Origin of the sequence: Pandoraea apista, assembly GCF_001465595.2 — a bacterium.
Taxonomy (GTDB): domain Bacteria; phylum Pseudomonadota; class Gammaproteobacteria; order Burkholderiales; family Burkholderiaceae; genus Pandoraea; species Pandoraea apista.
This window is the reverse complement of record NZ_CP013481.2, coordinates 4,290,724-4,306,375: the sequence shown is the minus strand read 5'-3', so window position 1 is coordinate 4,306,375 and position 15,652 is coordinate 4,290,724. Positions and strand designations below refer to the sequence as shown.

General features: G+C 64.1%; 13 protein-coding genes. 7 read left to right on the top strand and 6 right to left on the bottom strand.

The genetic code is table 11. The features are described 5' to 3' along the window. Positions 1-29: 29 nt before the first annotated feature. From AT395_RS19385 to edd, 4 genes are all read right to left on the bottom strand, one after another. Positions 30-557, bottom strand: a complete 528-nt coding sequence (locus AT395_RS19385) for a hypothetical protein (protein WP_042114907.1) — start codon at positions 555-557, stop codon at positions 30-32. Between the two features lie 60 nt (positions 558-617). Then, entirely contained in the window at positions 618-1,499 is an 882-nt protein-coding gene (dapA, locus tag AT395_RS19380) for a 4-hydroxy-tetrahydrodipicolinate synthase (protein WP_042114908.1), read from the bottom strand. Positions 1,500-1,605: 106 nt separating this feature from the next. Further along, positions 1,606-2,070, bottom strand: a complete 465-nt coding sequence (locus AT395_RS19375; RefSeq protein ID WP_048628947.1) for a hypothetical protein — start codon at positions 2,068-2,070, stop codon at positions 1,606-1,608. A gap of 120 nt (positions 2,071-2,190) precedes the next feature. Then, positions 2,191-4,038 (bottom strand): phosphogluconate dehydratase, encoded by a 1,848-nt coding sequence (edd, locus tag AT395_RS19370; RefSeq protein WP_172417114.1) that lies wholly within the window; start codon positions 4,036-4,038, stop codon positions 2,191-2,193. Between the two features lie 283 nt (positions 4,039-4,321). On the opposite strand from edd, the gene zwf reads away from it, so the two are divergent. From zwf to AT395_RS19335, 7 genes are all read left to right on the top strand, one after another. After that, the gene (gene zwf, locus AT395_RS19365) at positions 4,322-5,797 is read left to right on the top strand and encodes a glucose-6-phosphate dehydrogenase (protein WP_042114912.1); all 1,476 of its coding nucleotides are present in this window, start codon (positions 4,322-4,324) and stop codon (positions 5,795-5,797) included. A gap of 74 nt (positions 5,798-5,871) precedes the next feature. Further along, entirely contained in the window at positions 5,872-6,549 is a 678-nt protein-coding gene (pgl, locus tag AT395_RS19360) for a 6-phosphogluconolactonase (RefSeq protein ID WP_042114913.1), read from the top strand. Then, positions 6,527-8,398, top strand: coding sequence for a bifunctional transcriptional regulator/glucokinase (locus AT395_RS19355; protein WP_042114915.1), 1,872 nt, complete (start codon positions 6,527-6,529; stop codon positions 8,396-8,398). The genes pgl and AT395_RS19355 overlap by 23 nt, the downstream gene beginning before the upstream one ends. A 150-nt stretch (positions 8,399-8,548) precedes the next feature. After that, positions 8,549-9,130: a MarR family winged helix-turn-helix transcriptional regulator gene (locus AT395_RS19350; RefSeq protein WP_048628948.1), complete on the top strand. Its 582-nt coding sequence runs from the start codon at positions 8,549-8,551 to the stop codon at positions 9,128-9,130. Between the two features lie 46 nt (positions 9,131-9,176). Next, complete coding sequence (locus AT395_RS19345) at positions 9,177-9,386, top strand: dodecin (RefSeq protein ID WP_042114916.1); 210 nt, start codon at positions 9,177-9,179, stop codon at positions 9,384-9,386. Positions 9,387-9,552: 166 nt separating this feature from the next. Further along, on the top strand, positions 9,553-11,052 hold the full coding sequence (locus tag AT395_RS19340) for an AMP nucleosidase (protein WP_042114917.1): 1,500 nt from the start codon (positions 9,553-9,555) through the stop codon (positions 11,050-11,052). A gap of 178 nt (positions 11,053-11,230) precedes the next feature. Next, the gene (locus AT395_RS19335; protein WP_048628949.1) at positions 11,231-12,607 is read left to right on the top strand and encodes a GntT/GntP/DsdX family permease; all 1,377 of its coding nucleotides are present in this window, start codon (positions 11,231-11,233) and stop codon (positions 12,605-12,607) included. 114 nt (positions 12,608-12,721) lie between these two features. Here the strand turns inward: AT395_RS19335 and AT395_RS19330 are convergent, their stop codons facing one another. Both AT395_RS19330 and AT395_RS19325 read right to left on the bottom strand, forming a co-directional pair. After that, positions 12,722-13,975: an Hsp70 family protein gene (locus AT395_RS19330; RefSeq protein WP_048628950.1), complete on the bottom strand. Its 1,254-nt coding sequence runs from the start codon at positions 13,973-13,975 to the stop codon at positions 12,722-12,724. Positions 13,976-14,087: 112 nt separating this feature from the next. Then, on the bottom strand, positions 14,088-15,476 hold the full coding sequence (locus tag AT395_RS19325; RefSeq protein ID WP_048628951.1) for an MFS transporter: 1,389 nt from the start codon (positions 15,474-15,476) through the stop codon (positions 14,088-14,090). Positions 15,477-15,652: the final 176 nt, after the last annotated feature.

Below are 15,652 nucleotides of genomic sequence, written 5' to 3'. Positions count from 1 at the left end.
ATATCGGCGCTTCGTCGCGCGAATTACGGTCAGTTCGCGTGTAGACGCATTCCTTCATTGCCTGGCGCGTAAGCGCGGAGTCCTGCCTCCAAACGGCGTTGCGGCGAGAGTGCGATACCCAGTTCCAAATACAGCTCGTCGAGCGCCTCGCGCGTGCCGACAAGCAGAGCCGTGGTTTGCCCGCTGATATCCGTGACGATACTCACCAGCGTCTTTCCCTGACATGTCTCGCGTGCCGCAACGAACTGCGTCAACGTCAGTGCTGCAAGCGTGGCGAAGCGCTCTGCCTGCACCAGTCCGTTGATCTGGAATACCGGTTGCGCGGCGCCAGTGGCGCGCGGCGCGAGCCGTATGTGGGTGCCGTCGCTGTAGGCACCCAGCGCCGCGAACAACTTTTCGCGACCTTGCGGCCCCAACGCACAATGATCGCCATGCACCCAGCGCGAAATCGTGTTGCCGGTGATACCGGTCGCGTAAGCGAGCCGGGCCAATGTCGTGCCCGAGAGCTTGATAAGCAGACGGGCGACGGTGCGGTGACGCTGTTCGATGTCATCCATAACGGGTGTCCTGTCGTGAGGGCTGTCAGGCGGTGGCATGGTGTGACGCAGGCGCCGGATTCAGAACGCCATGGTCACTTCGAGTTGGGCGTCGATCTCTTTGCGCAGCGAAACCGTACAAGGCATGAGCGGACGCCGGACGGTCTCCGCGCAGAGCCCCAGCGAGGCGAGTGCCGCTTTGATCGCCACCGGATTCGGCTCGGAGAACAACCGGCGAATGAGCGGCTTCATGCCGTTGAACAGCGTTGCCGCGTGGGCCATGTCGCCGTCGCGTACGTAGCGAAACAACTTCAGATATAGGTCGGGCCGCACATGAGCCGCGGCCGAAATGCACCCCGCAGCACCCGCTTGCAGGGCGGGCAGCAATTGCATGTCGTCGCCGCACAGTACCCGCATGGTGACCTGCGATGGCAGATGTAAGAGCGGATGCGCATCACACTCTTTGATCGCGGCAAATGCGTCGTGCGATGCCAGCTCGCGGATCGTATCCACGCCAAGCGTCACCCCCGTGCGCAGCGGCACGTTGTAAAGCACGAGCGGCTTGCGCGTGCCCGCCGCCAGCGTGCGGTAATGCCAGAGAATGCCCTCTTGAGACGGACGCAGATAGTAGGGCGGCGGCACGAGATACCCGGCAAGCGGCAGGTCTTCGATGCTGCGGATCTGATGGGCAGCATTGGCCGTGTCGGCGGCGCCCACCCCGGCTACCACCGGGGCATGTCCATATGCGAGATGGCAGGCGGTCTCGACGAGCCAGCGACGCTCGTCGTCGTTCAGCAGGGTGCCTTCGCCCGTGGTGCCGGCCACGACGAGGCCGTTCACTCCCGCAGCGAGGTAGTAGTCGACCAGACGCGCAAAGGCATTGCGATCGATCTGCGCGCCATTGGCGCCGGTCATGGGCGTGACGAGTGGAATCCACACGCCTTCGAAGATGGCTGTGTTCATAGCAGGGGGGAGCAAGGTTGACTGAGGGATGCGAGACGCGCCGGACGGCCGCCGGGGAGGCTTCGCACCAAATGGCTCAGATGGCCCAAACGCGGCTCAAATACGCTCAAACGGCCGGGCGTAGACGCAACGCGCCGAACTCGGCTTCCGGCAACGATTGCATGACGACGTGCATTGCCCGTGAAGCTTCGATTCGCGGCAACGCAATCGACACCACCGCAGCCGTATCGCGCCGTATCGGGCGGATCGTTTCGACGCGCCACGGTAGCGGCAGGCTCATGGCGAGGGTAATGGCAAGCGTGGAGACGGCAGCACGGCTGAGCGTGATGTCGAGCGTCGCATCAAGGCGAACGCGCGGGGTATGTCGATTGCGTTGCCGCGGCGCCGCGAAAACGCTGGTCGCAGGAAGCGTTTGCGTGCTTGCCGGTGTGGCGGCAATCGAGGTGCCGGTCGTGGTGACCGAAGCGCGCGCCGCAGGGGCGGGCGTTGCAGCGTAGGTGTGAAAAGCGTCGAACGGCGCGCCGCTCGCATCGGGAGGTTCGAGGCTGGCGCGTTGAGCAAGGGTAGGCATGGCAACGTGTCGATTGACGACAGGAGTGACAACGGGGCCAGTCTAGGGACGCGCAGATAAAAAAGGCGTCAAGATTTTTGACGCCTCATGGACAAAGGGACAGGGCGGCGGCGCTACTCGTCAGTGCTCCTTCGGATACTCCGCGTCGTTGAACAGCACGCAGGCGCCGTGCGGCGCTGCGCCGACGTTATCGCGGAAGCGCCGGAACACATTACGCCACGGATCGAAGGGGCGTTGCGGCATAGGCTCCGGCGTACGCGCTGCGAGCGTGACATCGTCGACTTCACAATGCAGCACGTTCTTTTCACAGTCGATGACGATGATGTCGCCGTCCTGCACCCGCGCGAGCATGCCGCCTTGCTCCGCTTCCGGCGAGAGGTGAATGGCCGCCGGCACTTTGCCCGACGCGCCGGACATTCGCCCGTCGGTCACGAGCGCCACATGATGGCCCTCATCCTGAAGCAGGCCCAGCATCGGCATGAGCTTGTGCAACTCCGGCATACCGTTCGCGCGCGGCCCCTGGAAGCGCACGACCACGACCACGTCGCGCGTCAACTCTCCCGCCTTGAACGCGGCTTGTGCCGACTCCTGATCGGAAAATACGCGTGCCGGGGCGCGCACCTTCTGATGTTCCGGTTTGACGGCAGACGATTTGATGACGGCGCGTCCGAGATTGCCTTCGAGCATGCGCAACCCGCCTTCGCGTGCAAACGGTCTGGCCGCCGGCCGGACGATGCTCTCGTCGAGGCTCGCTTCGGGAGCGTCTTGCCAGGAGAGCACGTCGTCGTGCAGGACAGCTTCCTGCGTGTACGAGCGAAGACCGTGGCCCATCACCGTGGTGACGTCGTTATGCAGAAAACCGGCGTCGAGCAGTTCGCGGATGAGGAAGTTCAGACCGCCGGCGGCGTGAAACTGGTTCACATCGGCCTTGCCGCTCGGATAGACATGCGCGAGCATCGGCGTGACATCCGATAGATCGGAGAAGTCTTGCCAGTCGAGCAGAATGCCGCCCGCGTGCGCCATGGCGACGAGGTGCAGCGTGTGGTTCGTCGATCCGCCCGTCGCGAGCAAACCGACAACGCCGTTGACGAACGCCCGTTCATCGAGAATCTGCGAGGTAGTGATGCCGGACTTCGCGAGCGCTACGGCGCGGGCGGTTGCGGCCTGCGTGAGCGCATGTCGCAGCGGCGTATGTGGATTGACGAACGACGCACCCGGCAGATGCAGCCCCATGAACTCCATGAGCATCTGATTGCTGTTCGCCGTGCCGTAAAACGTGCAGGTGCCTTCCGTGTGATATGCGGCGAGTTCGGCGTCGAGCAGCGCCGCGCGCGTGATACGCCCGGCGGCATATTCCTGCCGGATGCGCGATTTCTCATCGTTGGGCAGCCCCGAGGGCATCGGGCCCGCCGGGGCGAACACGGCAGGCAGATGGCCGAACGCCTGCGCAGCGATCACCAGCCCCGGCACGATCTTGTCACACACGCCGAGGAACATGGCGGCATCGAACATCTGATGCGAGAGCGCAACCACCGAAGCCATGGCGATCACGTCGCGAGAGAACAGCGACAGCTCCATCCCTGCGTAGCCCTGCGTCACGCCATCGCACATCGCGGGCACGCCGCCCGCGACCTGTGCGCTCGCGCCGTGGGCGCGTGCCGCAGACTTGATGATGTCGGGGAACTCCACGAACGGTGCGTGCGCCGAAAGCATATCGTTGTACGCGGTGACGATACCAATGTTGGGAGTGCGCTCGGAGCGTATCTTGAGGCGGTCGTCGGCAGGGGCTGCGGCCAACGCGTGTGCCAGATTGGCGCACCCCAGCTTCTCGCGTCCCGGCTGCCCCTGCGCGGCGCGCGAGACACCTTCCAGATACGCCTGACGGGACGGCCGGCTGCGCTCGATGAGGCGCTCGGTCACGCGTTGGACCACCGGATGCAGCGACACGTTATGCGAAGGCTGAGTCATGGTATTTCCGGGACGTTGTGGGGTTGCCCTATGCGGATGACGCGATTGATGCGTGAGAGGCCCGCGACACCGTTCGCATGCTGACGTAACGTTATGCCCTGTCCTAAATCATCGATGGATGATGTAGTTAAAGCACGGGATTTTGTTGATTTGCAGTGTAGTTAAACTACAATGCAGTGTCAAAGTTGCGCTTCTTAAGTGACATCCGAATGCCTGCCAAAGTTCGGTCGTCGTCTGGTGGTGTCGATGAGAAGTGCCCGGTTGTACGGAGTCCACGCCCTCTATGAACACGCCTTCACCCTATACCTTTGTGTTGTTCGGCGCCACCGGCGATTTGTCGCTGCGCAAAGTGCTGCCGGCCCTGTTCCGGGCGTTCCGCACGGGCCAGTTGGGCTCGGACGCCGCGACCGATACCGGCCACATACTGGCCATCTCCCGCAAGCCGATGGATGCCGACTCGTATCGTGCGTGGTGCGAGGCGCATGCCCGCGCGCACATCAAGCCCGACGTCTGGGACGAGGACGCCTGGAAGCGTTTTCTCGCCACCATCGACTATATGCCGCTCGACCTGGGCCGCAAGGAGGAGTTTGATGCGCTGGCCGGGCGCTTGTCGCAGCGCAAGGGCGTCCGCATTTTTTATCTGGCGACGGGGCCGTCGCTGTTCATTCCCATCTGCGAGGGGCTGCGCAGTGCCGGGCTGAACGAGAACAGCCGTATCGTGCTCGAGAAGCCGCTGGGGCACGATCTGGCCTCGTCGGTGGCGATCAACGACGCCGTGGGCGCGAGCTTCCGTGAAGACCAGATCTACCGCATCGATCACTACCTCGGGAAAGAGGCGGTGCAGAACCTGCTTGCGCTGCGTTTCGGCAACGCGATCTTCGAGCCGCTGTGGCGGCGCGAATTGATCGAGAGCATTCAGATCACGATTGCCGAGGCGATCGGGGTCGAAGGGCGCGGCGAGTTCTACGAACAGACAGGTGCCCTGCGCGATATGGTGCAGAACCATTTGCTGCAACTGCTGGCCATCGTGGCGATGGAACCGCCGCTGTCGATGGACGCCGACGCCGTGCGCGACGAGAAGCTGCGTGTCTTGCGCTCGCTGCGCCCGCTCGACGACGAAACGGTCGCGCGCAACGTAGTGCGCGGCCAGTACGGCGGGGGCGCTATCGACAAGTCGGCGGTGCCTGCGTATGTCGACGAGCCGGGGGTGCCGCCCGACAGTCAGACGGAAACGTTCGTCGCCCTCAAGACCGAGATCGACAACTGGCGCTGGGCTGGCGTGCCGTTCTTCCTGCGCACCGGCAAGCGCCTCGGCGAGCGGGTGGCGGAGATTGTCGTCAACTATCGCGCGACGCCCTATCCGCTGCTGGGCGAGGCAACCACGCACCCCGGCGCCAATCGATTGGTGATCCGCCTTCAGCCGAACGAATCGATTCGCCTCTACTGTCTGGCGAAGCAGCCGGGCGAGGGGATGAACCTGCAATCGGTCCACCTCGATCTGGCGTTCGATCAGTTCTTCAAAGGACACCGGATGGATGCGTACGAGCGTTTGTTGCTCGATGTCATCAACGGGCGTCTGGCGCTCTTCGTGCGGCGAGACGAGCAGGAGCAGGCGTGGCGTTGGGTCGCGCCGATTCAGGCGTACTGGTCGCGTCAGCATAAGGGGCCGAAACGTTACGCCGCCGGCACCTGGGGGCCGCCCGCTGCCAGCGCCTTGCTGGCGCAGTACGGCACGAGCTGGGTCGAAGAGGATATTTGAGACGGTGCGCCGGGCGAGGCGTTGGCCCGTCCGGCGCAGTCAGTCCGCAGCCAAGGAAACGGAGGCAGACACGCATGATTCACTGGCGCATATTCCCCACGCGCGAAGCGCAGGCACAGGCGCTCGCCAATGCCGTCGTCGCGGGGCTCGACGACGCTCTGACCATTCGTCCGCGTGCGTTGCTGGCCGTGTCAGGCGGCACAAGTCCCCAAGCGTTTCTCTCTCAACTGGCGCGCTTACCCGTAGCGTGGCGAGACATTGCCATCACCCTCGTCGACGACCGGTGGGTGCCGCCCACGCACACCGATAGCAACGCGCGCCTTGTCTCCGATGCGCTGTTGCCCGGCGCCACGGGCGCGCAGTGGTTACCGCTTGTCGATACGGCGACCGACGCCGCGCTGCAAGTGCAAACACTTAACGACACCTGGACGCATGGCGTGCCGCAGGTGTGTGTGCTCGGCATGGGCGAGGACGGTCATACCGCGTCGCTGTTCGCCGACGCGCCGCAATGGCACGACGCCATTACCACCCGCCGCAAGTTCGTGCTCGTGCAGCCACAGCGCGCGCCGCATTTGCGCGTGTCGTGGTCGCTCACGGCACTGGCGGCTTGCGAGCGTCTCTTCTTGCAGATTCAGGGGCCCGCCAAGCGCAAAGTGCTCGAAGCTGCGCAAACCGAGGAACAGGACAACGCCATCTCCCGGCTGATCCACCGAGAAGGAGTGAAGATCGATGTCTTCTGGAGCGAGGAATAATCCGCCGCATGTGAGCGGTCCGCGACTGCTGGCCGATATCGGGGGCACCAATGCCCGTTTCGCGCTGGAGATTGCGCCCGGCGATCTCGTCGAAATCCGGGACTATGCCTGCGACGATTATTCCGGCGTTCTCGAAGTCATCCGGGCCTATCTCGACGCGGCCGATCACGCCGAGCCCGTGCAGCACGCCGCGATTGCCATCGCCAATCCGATCGAAGGCGACGAGATTCGCATGACGAACCGCGACTGGCACTTCTCGATCGAGGCGACGCGTCGCGCGCTGGGCTTCGAGACCTTGCTGGTCGTCAACGATTTCACTGCGCTCGCGATGGCGCTCCCTTATCTCTCCGATACGCAGAAGCGACAGGTCGGCGAGGGCGAACCCCAGCCCAATGGCGTGATCGGCTTGCTTGGCCCGGGCACCGGGGTTGGCGTGTCGGGCCTCATTCCGGCCGGCGATCGCTGGATTGCGCTCGGCAGCGAAGGCGGCCACACGACCTTTGCCCCGGCGGATGAACGCGAAATCGATGTGCTGCGATATGCATGGAAGCACTTCCCGCATGTGTCGTTCGAGCGGCTCGTGGCGGGACCCGGCATGGCGCTCGTCTACCAGGCGCTGGCGCTGCGGGCAGGGCGTGACGTGAAACCGCTCGAGACGCCTGCCATCGTGAGCCTTGCACAAGACGGCGACGCGCTCGCGCGCGAGACGGTCGATTGTTTCTGCGCGATGCTGGGCACCCTCGCCGGCAATGTCGCGGTATCGCTGGGCGCCGTTGGCGGGGTGTATCTGGGCGGTGGCGTGATCCCGAAGCTGGGCAAGTTGTTCGAGGACTCGCCCTTTCGCCGACGCTTCGAGGCGAAGGGGCGTTTCGAAGCCTATCTGAAGAAGATTCCAACGTACGTCATCACAGCCGATCACCCGGCATTCCTCGGCACGTCGGCCATTCTTGCCGAGCAACTCGGTACGCATGCGGCGGGTGCGGGCGCGCTGATCGACCGTCTGCATCGCCTGCGCGATCGGCTGAGTCCGGCCGAACAACGGGTGGCGGAACTCACGCTCAAGCAACCGCGTGCACTGCTCGCGGAGCCCGTGTCGGAGATCGCACGTCTGGCGCGGGTGAGTCAGCCCACCGTCATACGTTTTTGCCGCAAGCTTGGCTGTCAGGGGCTTTCGGACTTCAAGCTCAAGCTCGCGAGCGCGTTGACCGGCACGCTGCCGGTGCGTCACGGACAGGTGCACGTAGGCGACTCGGCGGCGGAGTTCAGCGCCAAGGTGCTTGATAACACCGTGTCGTCGATTCTCCAGATGCGTGAGCACCTCGACGCACGAACGGTTGAGGCGGCCGTTACGCTGCTCGATGGGGCACACCGCATCGAGTTCTACGGGCTGGGTAATTCCGGCGTGATTGCGCAGGACGCTCACTACAAGTTCTTTCGCTTCGGCATGCCGACCATCGCCTATGGCGACCCGTATCTGTTGCAGGCGTCGGCGGGGTTGCTGGGGGAGGGCGACGTGGTGGTCGCCATTTCCGCATCGGGGCGCTCCGCAGACCTGAATCGTGCCGTCGACATTGCGGTGGCGCGTGGGGCAAAGGTCATTGCGCTGACGGCACGCAACTCGCCGCTGGCGCGCAAGGCGACGCTGGTGCTGCCGAACGACCACGTCGAGACGATGGGCGCTCATGTGACGATGATCGCGCGAATTCTGCATCTCGCGGCCATTGACGTGCTGGCGGTCGGCGTCGCGATTCGTCGCGCCGGTCCCGGCGCGGAGACGGCAGGCGAAGGCGCGCTTGACTGGCTCGGGCATGGCAGCGGTCAGGACTCGGGCACGGCGGCCGCGGCCTGACGTCTGTTCGGATTCCGCTCGATCGACACCCCTGCATGCCAATGGCCACGGCGCACACCGTGGCCATTGGCATGCAGGGGGCGCGCGAAATGCCGCGTCGTTGCTAAGCGCAGCTTGATATCCATAAACATGTTTAGCATAATGCGGCATATGAAAGTGTCCGATTCCGCCCAACGTTTCGGCTTTCTCGTGGCAGACGTTCAGCGTCTGTTCGGGCGCCGCTTCGAGCAGTTTGCGCGACGCACGCTGCCGATGACGCGTGCGCAATGTCGTGTGCTCGTCTATCTCACTGTCAATCGCGGTGTGAGTCAGACCGTGCTGGCCGACATTCTCGAAACCCCGCCGCAAACGCTCGCCCGCATGCTCGATCACATGGAAGACGCCGGGTGGTTGCGACGGCGTCCCGATGCCCGCGATCCGCGCATCGAACGTTTGTTCGTCACGCGCGCGGCCGTTGCACAGTTGCAGGTGGCCCGCATGCTTTCCGATGAAGTGCGCAACGAAGCGCTGCACGGGCTGACCGCGTTCGAGACGGTGCAACTCATGCAATTGCTGCAAAAAGTCCGCCGCAATCTCACGAATGTCGTGCCAACGCCGCTCGACACCGTGGTGCCGGCCATGCTGCGCCGCGATCCGGCGGCTTGCGAGCCCGACGACACCCACGCGGCGTCTCACCCTATCGCGGACGCCGGCGACGACATATCGGAATGCACCGACTTGCGGCCGCAGTAGCACACGCCTAGCATGGGAAGTCTCCAAACCAACCCCGGAGACTGTCATGACGAATCACGTGTACAAGCAGATCGAGCTGACCGGCTCGTCGCCCAAGTCCATCGACGATGCCGTCAGGTGCGCCATCGAGCGCGCGAGCAAGACGCTGCGCAATCTGAACTGGTTCGAAATCATCGAGACACGCGGCCATATCGAGGACGGTAAGGTTGCCCACTGGCAGGTCACTCTCAAGGTTGGTGTGCGACTGGAGGACTGACACCGGCAGACCGTTGCCGGCAATGGTCGGCGTGCCGCGCTGCTTGCGCCATCGGAGCCCTGGATTTTAGGGAGTCTGCATGGCGCAAGGACGCCGCGGCCGTCATACAGTCGTGTCACAATAGGCGCATACTCAAGATCATGAAAAAGACAGAAGAGGTTTGCGCATGTCTGAACAAGAACCGGTCCACGCCACCCGATCGATTACGGATCCGGTGGAAGCCGTTGCCTACCTGAAGACGATTTACGACGCCAATACGGCATACCTTCGTGCCGCTTTCGAGCGTTTTTCCACACAGAAAGATCAGGCGCGGCGTGTGAGCGCGCATTACCCGTTCATCCGCATCACCACCGAAGACATCACCCAACTGGACAAACGCCTGTCGTACGGCTTTGTTTCCGGCCCGGGCAGCTATCAGACGACGGTCACGCGACCGGACCTGTTCGAGAGCTATTACATCGAGCAGCTCCGGCGTCTCGCTCACAATCATGGGGTGGCGTTTGAAGTCGGTGTCTCCGACGAGCCGATTCCCGTGCACTTCGCCTATCAGGACGGTGTGTACCTCGAAGGCGATCTCGATCAAACGCACTTGCGCGCCATGCGCACGGTCTTCGACGTGCCCGATCTGGCCACAATGGACGACAGTATCGTGAACGGCACACGCGATCCGCTGCCCGACGAGATCCTGCCGCTCGCGTTGTTCACCGCGCCGCGTGTCGACTACTCGCTGCACCGTCTGCGCCATTACACGGCAACGTCGCCCGAGAACTTCCAGAACTACGTGCTCTTCACGAACTACCAGTTCTATATCGACGAGTTCGTGGAGCTGGGCCGGGAGTTGATGAGTGCAAGCGACGATCCCGCCACGCGCGAGTATCGTAGCCAGTACACCGCATTCGTGGAGCCGGGCAATGTCACGCACTGGAACCAGAACATTGGAGTGCGCGACTCGCAGGGCACGCCGCCACCGCGCCTGCCGCAGATGCCGGCGTATCACCTCGTGCGCCCGGACAACACCGGCATCACGATGGTGAACATCGGCGTAGGGCCGTCCAATGCGAAGACCATCACCGATCACATTGCCGTGCTGCGCCCGCACGCCTGGATCATGCTGGGACACTGTGCCGGACTGCGTAACTCCCAGCGTCTGGGCGACTACTGCCTGGCACACGGGTATGTGCGTGAGGACCACGTGCTCGACGACGATCTGCCGCTGTGGGTACCTGTGCCGCCGCTGGCCGAGGTGCAGGTCGCGCTGGAGCGCGCGGTCGCCGACGTCACGCAACTCGACGATTTCGAACTCAAGCGCGTGATGCGCACGGGCACGGTCGTTACCGTCGATAACCGCAACTGGGAGTTGCGCGATCACCGTGAGCCGGTTCAGCGCATGAGCCAGAGCCGTGCGATTGCGCTCGACATGGAAAGTGCGACCATCGCGGCGAACGGTTTCCGCTTCCGTGTGCCCTACGGCACGTTGCTATGCGTGAGCGACAAGCCGCTGCATGGCGAACTGAAGTTGCCCGGCATGGCGGACCGGTTCTATCGCGAGCGTGTCGACCAGCATCTGAAGATCGGCGTGAAAGCGATGGAGCTATTGCGCGATAACGGTCTGGATCGTCTGCACAGCCGCAAACTGCGCAGTTTCAACGAAGTCGCATTCCAGTAACGCCCCCGGCGGCCGCGATGTTTCGACGAATGAAACTCGCCGCCGCACCCCTCACGCTCCGTGTCACGGGGCCTTCCAGCCCGTGCGTGCACGCGGCCGGCGCCAGTAGCACAATCCCCCCACACACCGGCCGCACGCTGCGCGCCGGTGTTCTCGTTTCTCGTCATCAAGGATCATCGTGGAGCTAGTCAGCCACGTCGTGCCTTGGGCAGCGCACGACACCCGTCTTCTGCTGTCCTGTTTCGTCGGCCTCGTGGCCATCATCGTTTTCATCAGCGCGCTCAAGCTATCGCCGTTTCTGTCGATTCTGATCGGCACGTTCATCGCCGGTCTCGGCGCGGGCTTGCCGCTCGACGCCGTGGCCAGCGCCTTCAGCAAGGGGGCGGGCGGCCTGCTGGGTGACGCCGGCATGATTATCGCGCTAGGGGCCATGCTCGGGGCGTTGATGGCCGACACCGGCGCGGCCGACCGGATCGTGACCGTGCTGCTCACGTTTGCGAAAGGATCGGCGCTGCCGTGGATGATGGCGCTGGTCGCAATGATCATCGGCTTGCCGCTGTTCTTCGAGGTGGGGCTGGTGATGATGGTGCCGATCATCTTCGTGATGGCCCGCCGGGCCAACACGCCGATTCTTCGTGTGGCGATCCCGGCGCTTGCCGGCATGACCACGCTGCACGCGCTCGTGCCCCCGCACCCGGGGCCGCTGATCGCCGTCTCGGCGCTGCACGCGGATCTGGGCATGACAATGGGCCTCGGTCTGTTGATCGCCATCCCGGCGGTGATTCTGGCCGGGCCGTTGTACGGCATGTGGCTCGCCCCGCGTTTGCACGTCGAGGCGCCGCAGCAACTGGGCGACCTGTTCACCAAGCGCGACGACGATGTGTCGCCGCCGCCGTTTGCCGCCGCATTGCTGGTGATTCTGTTGCCGGTCGTGCTGATGCTGGGGCGCACGCTGGCAAAGATCGCACTGACGCCCGAGACACCGCTGTTCGACGCGCTCAACTTCCTCGGCGAGCCAATCGTTGCGCTGGCGTTGACGGTTATCGTCGCCATCGTCGTGCTGGGCTGGAGCCGTGGCCTGCCGCGTGCCCGTGTCGGCGAGACGCTGCGTCGCGCATTGCCGCCGATTGCCGGGCTGTTGCTCACGATCGGTGCGGGCGGCGGTCTGAAGCAGGCACTGGTGACGGCGGGCATTGCCACGACCATCGGAAAGGTGGCGGTCGGCACGCATATGCCGCTCATTTTGCTGGCGTGGCTGATTGCCGTGGCATTGCGTCAGGCGACGGGCTCGGCAACGGTGGCGACGACCACCACGGCGGGTATCGTCGCACCGCTGGTCATGCACCTGCCGCCGGTGCAGGGATCGCTGATCGCGTTGGCGATCGGGGCGGGATCGGTGTTCTTCTGCCACGTCAACGACGCGGGCTTCTGGATGGTGCGCGAGTACTTCGGACTCAAGCTTAAGGAGACGCTATGGGTCTGGTCGGTGTTGCAGACCATTGTGTCCGTGGTGGGGCTGGTGATGACGCTGCTGCTGTGGCAGGTCTTCGTCTGATCTGATCGCCCGAACGCTGGAGCGTAAGAAAAAAGCGCGCAGACCTTTCGGTTGCGCGCTTTTTTCATCGTGGCCGGGTAGTGACGGCAGATGCCGGCACGGGCGTGGGAACGCTCAGGAAAACACCCGTTTGGCGTGAATGCCCAGACCCAGCGCCACACTGGCGAGGCGATCGCCATAGACCGGTGTGGCTTTCGGGAAGGCTGCGCACATGGCGTTGGACAGGCAACGCAATCCGGTGGAGCCACCGGTGAAATAGAGAGCATCGACGTCTTCGGCTCGCAGTCCCGCCAATGCCGCCGTGTGCACGGCGCCTGCCGTGATGCTCGCAATTTCGTCGCTGACTGCTTCGATCAGCCCGGCTTCCGAGAACGCAACGGCCAGATCGCGTTCGATGACGGACAGGTCGATGCTCGTCTCACCCCCCGACGACACCTCGATCTTCGCCGCTTCCGCGTGACCGACGAGCGCATGCCCGAGGCGTTGCTCGACGGTGCGCATGAGGCGGCGGTGATGCGCCGGATCGGCGTACAGATGTGCAGTGAGCGCGAGTTCACCCACGCGCTTCGGCGTGTAGACGGTATTGATCAGGTGCCAGGTCGCGAGATCGAAATAGATCCGGTTGGGGACTTCCTTGCCGTCCGGGCCGAGCGCCTTGTAACCCAGTTCTCGCAGGATCGTGGCCAGTTCGATGCGCCGGTCGAAGTCGGTACCGGCGATATGCACGCCGTGATGGGCGAGCACGTCGTTCTTGCGGTCCAGATGCCGGGCACGTTCCGGTCCGACGCGTACGAGCGAGAAGTCCGACGTGCCGCCGCCGATGTCGACGACCAGCACCTGCTGCTCGCGGGTGAGGCGCGACTCGTAATCGAAAGCGGCCGCAATCGGTTCGAACTGGAAATGAACGTCCTCGAAACCCACGTCGCGCGCGCTTTGTTCGAGCGAGCGTTGTGCTGCGGCGTCGGCGCGCGGATCGTCGTCGACAAAGAACACCGGACGGCCCATGACCACCTGACGCAGATCGCCGCCATCGGCCTTGAGCGCGTGGGTGCGCAGATGCCGCAGGAACGTGGCGATGATGTCGATATAGCGCATCGCCGAGCCGTTGCCGAGGTCGGTGGTGCTTTCGATCAGAGAGGAGCCGAGCAGGCTTTTGAGCGAGCGCATCAGGCGCCCGTCGTAGCCATCGATGTAGTCGGAGACGGCTTGGCGGCCGAACGAGGCGCGGCCGCCTTCGTCGGCGTTGAAAAATACGGCGGTCGGCAGTGTGCCGTAGCCGGCTTCAAGTTCGACCAGACGCATGGCCGCGCCGTCTTGCACGGCGACGGCAGAATTCGAAGTGCCGAAATCGATAGCGCAAAAACTCATGGCGTTTGCGACTCGCACAGGCGAGCCGTAAAAGGTCGGCAGTGTAGCACGGCCGGGCGGGCGGCCGGGTGAACCTGTCGGACCGGCCCGAGTGCGCTTTTCATCCGTGTGCTCATCCGTGTGACGATTTCGCGCCAGGCTGCGCCGACGGCAACGTGCGCAGACTGCTCACCACCGCCGCCACCGCCGCGAATGACGCCGCGACGTACAGCGACGCACGCGTGCCGAAGCCATCCGGCGCGACGCTGAACACGAGGGCGACGAGTGCGGCGCCGGTCGTCTGCCCGGTCAGGCGTGCCGTGCCCAGCATGCCGCTCGCGCCACCGCTGCGATGCGCCGGGGCAGACATGAGCATCGCGTAGTTGTTGGGCGACTGGAAAAGGCCGAAGCCGAAACCGCACAACGCCATGCGCCAGACGATATCGATCTGATGCGGATGGGCGGGCAACAGCCCGAGCGCAAGCAACCCGAGCGCGAATGCGGCCAGGCCGATCGCACCCAGCAAGCCAGGCTTGTAATACTCAAGCAGGCGTCCGGCCAGCGGGGCGACGACCACAATAGTGAGCGGCCATGCCGTCATCAGCAGACCGGTTTGCACATGGTCGAAGCCGAGCGTGTCCTGAAGGAAGAAGGGGAGCGAGACGAAAGCGAGCATCTGCGCGCAGAACGAGGCCATCGAGGTGCAGATCGACAGGCCGAAAATCGGAATCCGCAGCAGATCGACCGGCAGCAGCGGGACGGGCTGCCTGCGTTGGCGCCGCACGAAGACCGAGCCGATGACGACGGCGGCCACGAGTTCGACGGCCACGAGCCAGCGATCTTGCCCGTGCCCGAACGAGTCGATCCCGGAGATGAGCAGTCCAAACGTGAGCGCGCTCAACAAGGCGCCGACCCAATCGAACGGATGCGACGCGCGCACGGTGTCGGGAAGCGAGCGCACGGCGATGGCGAAGGCAATGATGCCGAGCGGCACGTTGATGGCGAAGAGCCATGGCCAGTGCGCGATGGACAGCACCCCGGCGGCAATGGTCGGACCGGCCGCGGACGAGACGGCCACGATGAGCGAGTTGAGGGCGACGCCGCGTCCGAGCCAGCGCGACGGGTAGATCGCTTTTACCAGCGCGGTGTTCACGCTCATGATGCCCGCTGCGCCAAAGCCCTGCGCCACGCGCGCAAGGGTGAGCGTCATGAGCGAGTCCGACAGGGCACAGGCCAGCGACGCGACCGTGAAGAGCGCAAGGCCCACAGTGTATACGCGGCGGTACCCCACGATCTCGCCCAGCGCGGCGAGCGGCAGCAGCGAGATGGTGATGGCAAGCTGGTAGGCGTTGACGATCCAGATCGACGTGGCCGGACTGGCGTTCAGATCGCGGGCGATCGTGGGCAGGGCAACGTTGGCGATGGCGCTGTCGAGCACCGAAAGCGAAATGGCGAGCATGACAGTCGCAATGGCCCAGACCCGGGCGGGCATGGGCATGCCGTCAGTATGTGTGTCGGACATGAGAGCTGCGAAAGACGAAACGGTTGCGCACCCCGAGCGAGGTGCCGCCGATGCGCGAAAAGAAACCGCCATCCTGCCCGAAATCGCCGAATACCGCCGTGGGCGCCCGCAAAGCCTTGTGTTTGTTGGGGTTCGGGGCTGCGCACTTTGTTTTGTCTGTCGGAACTATAGTTTCA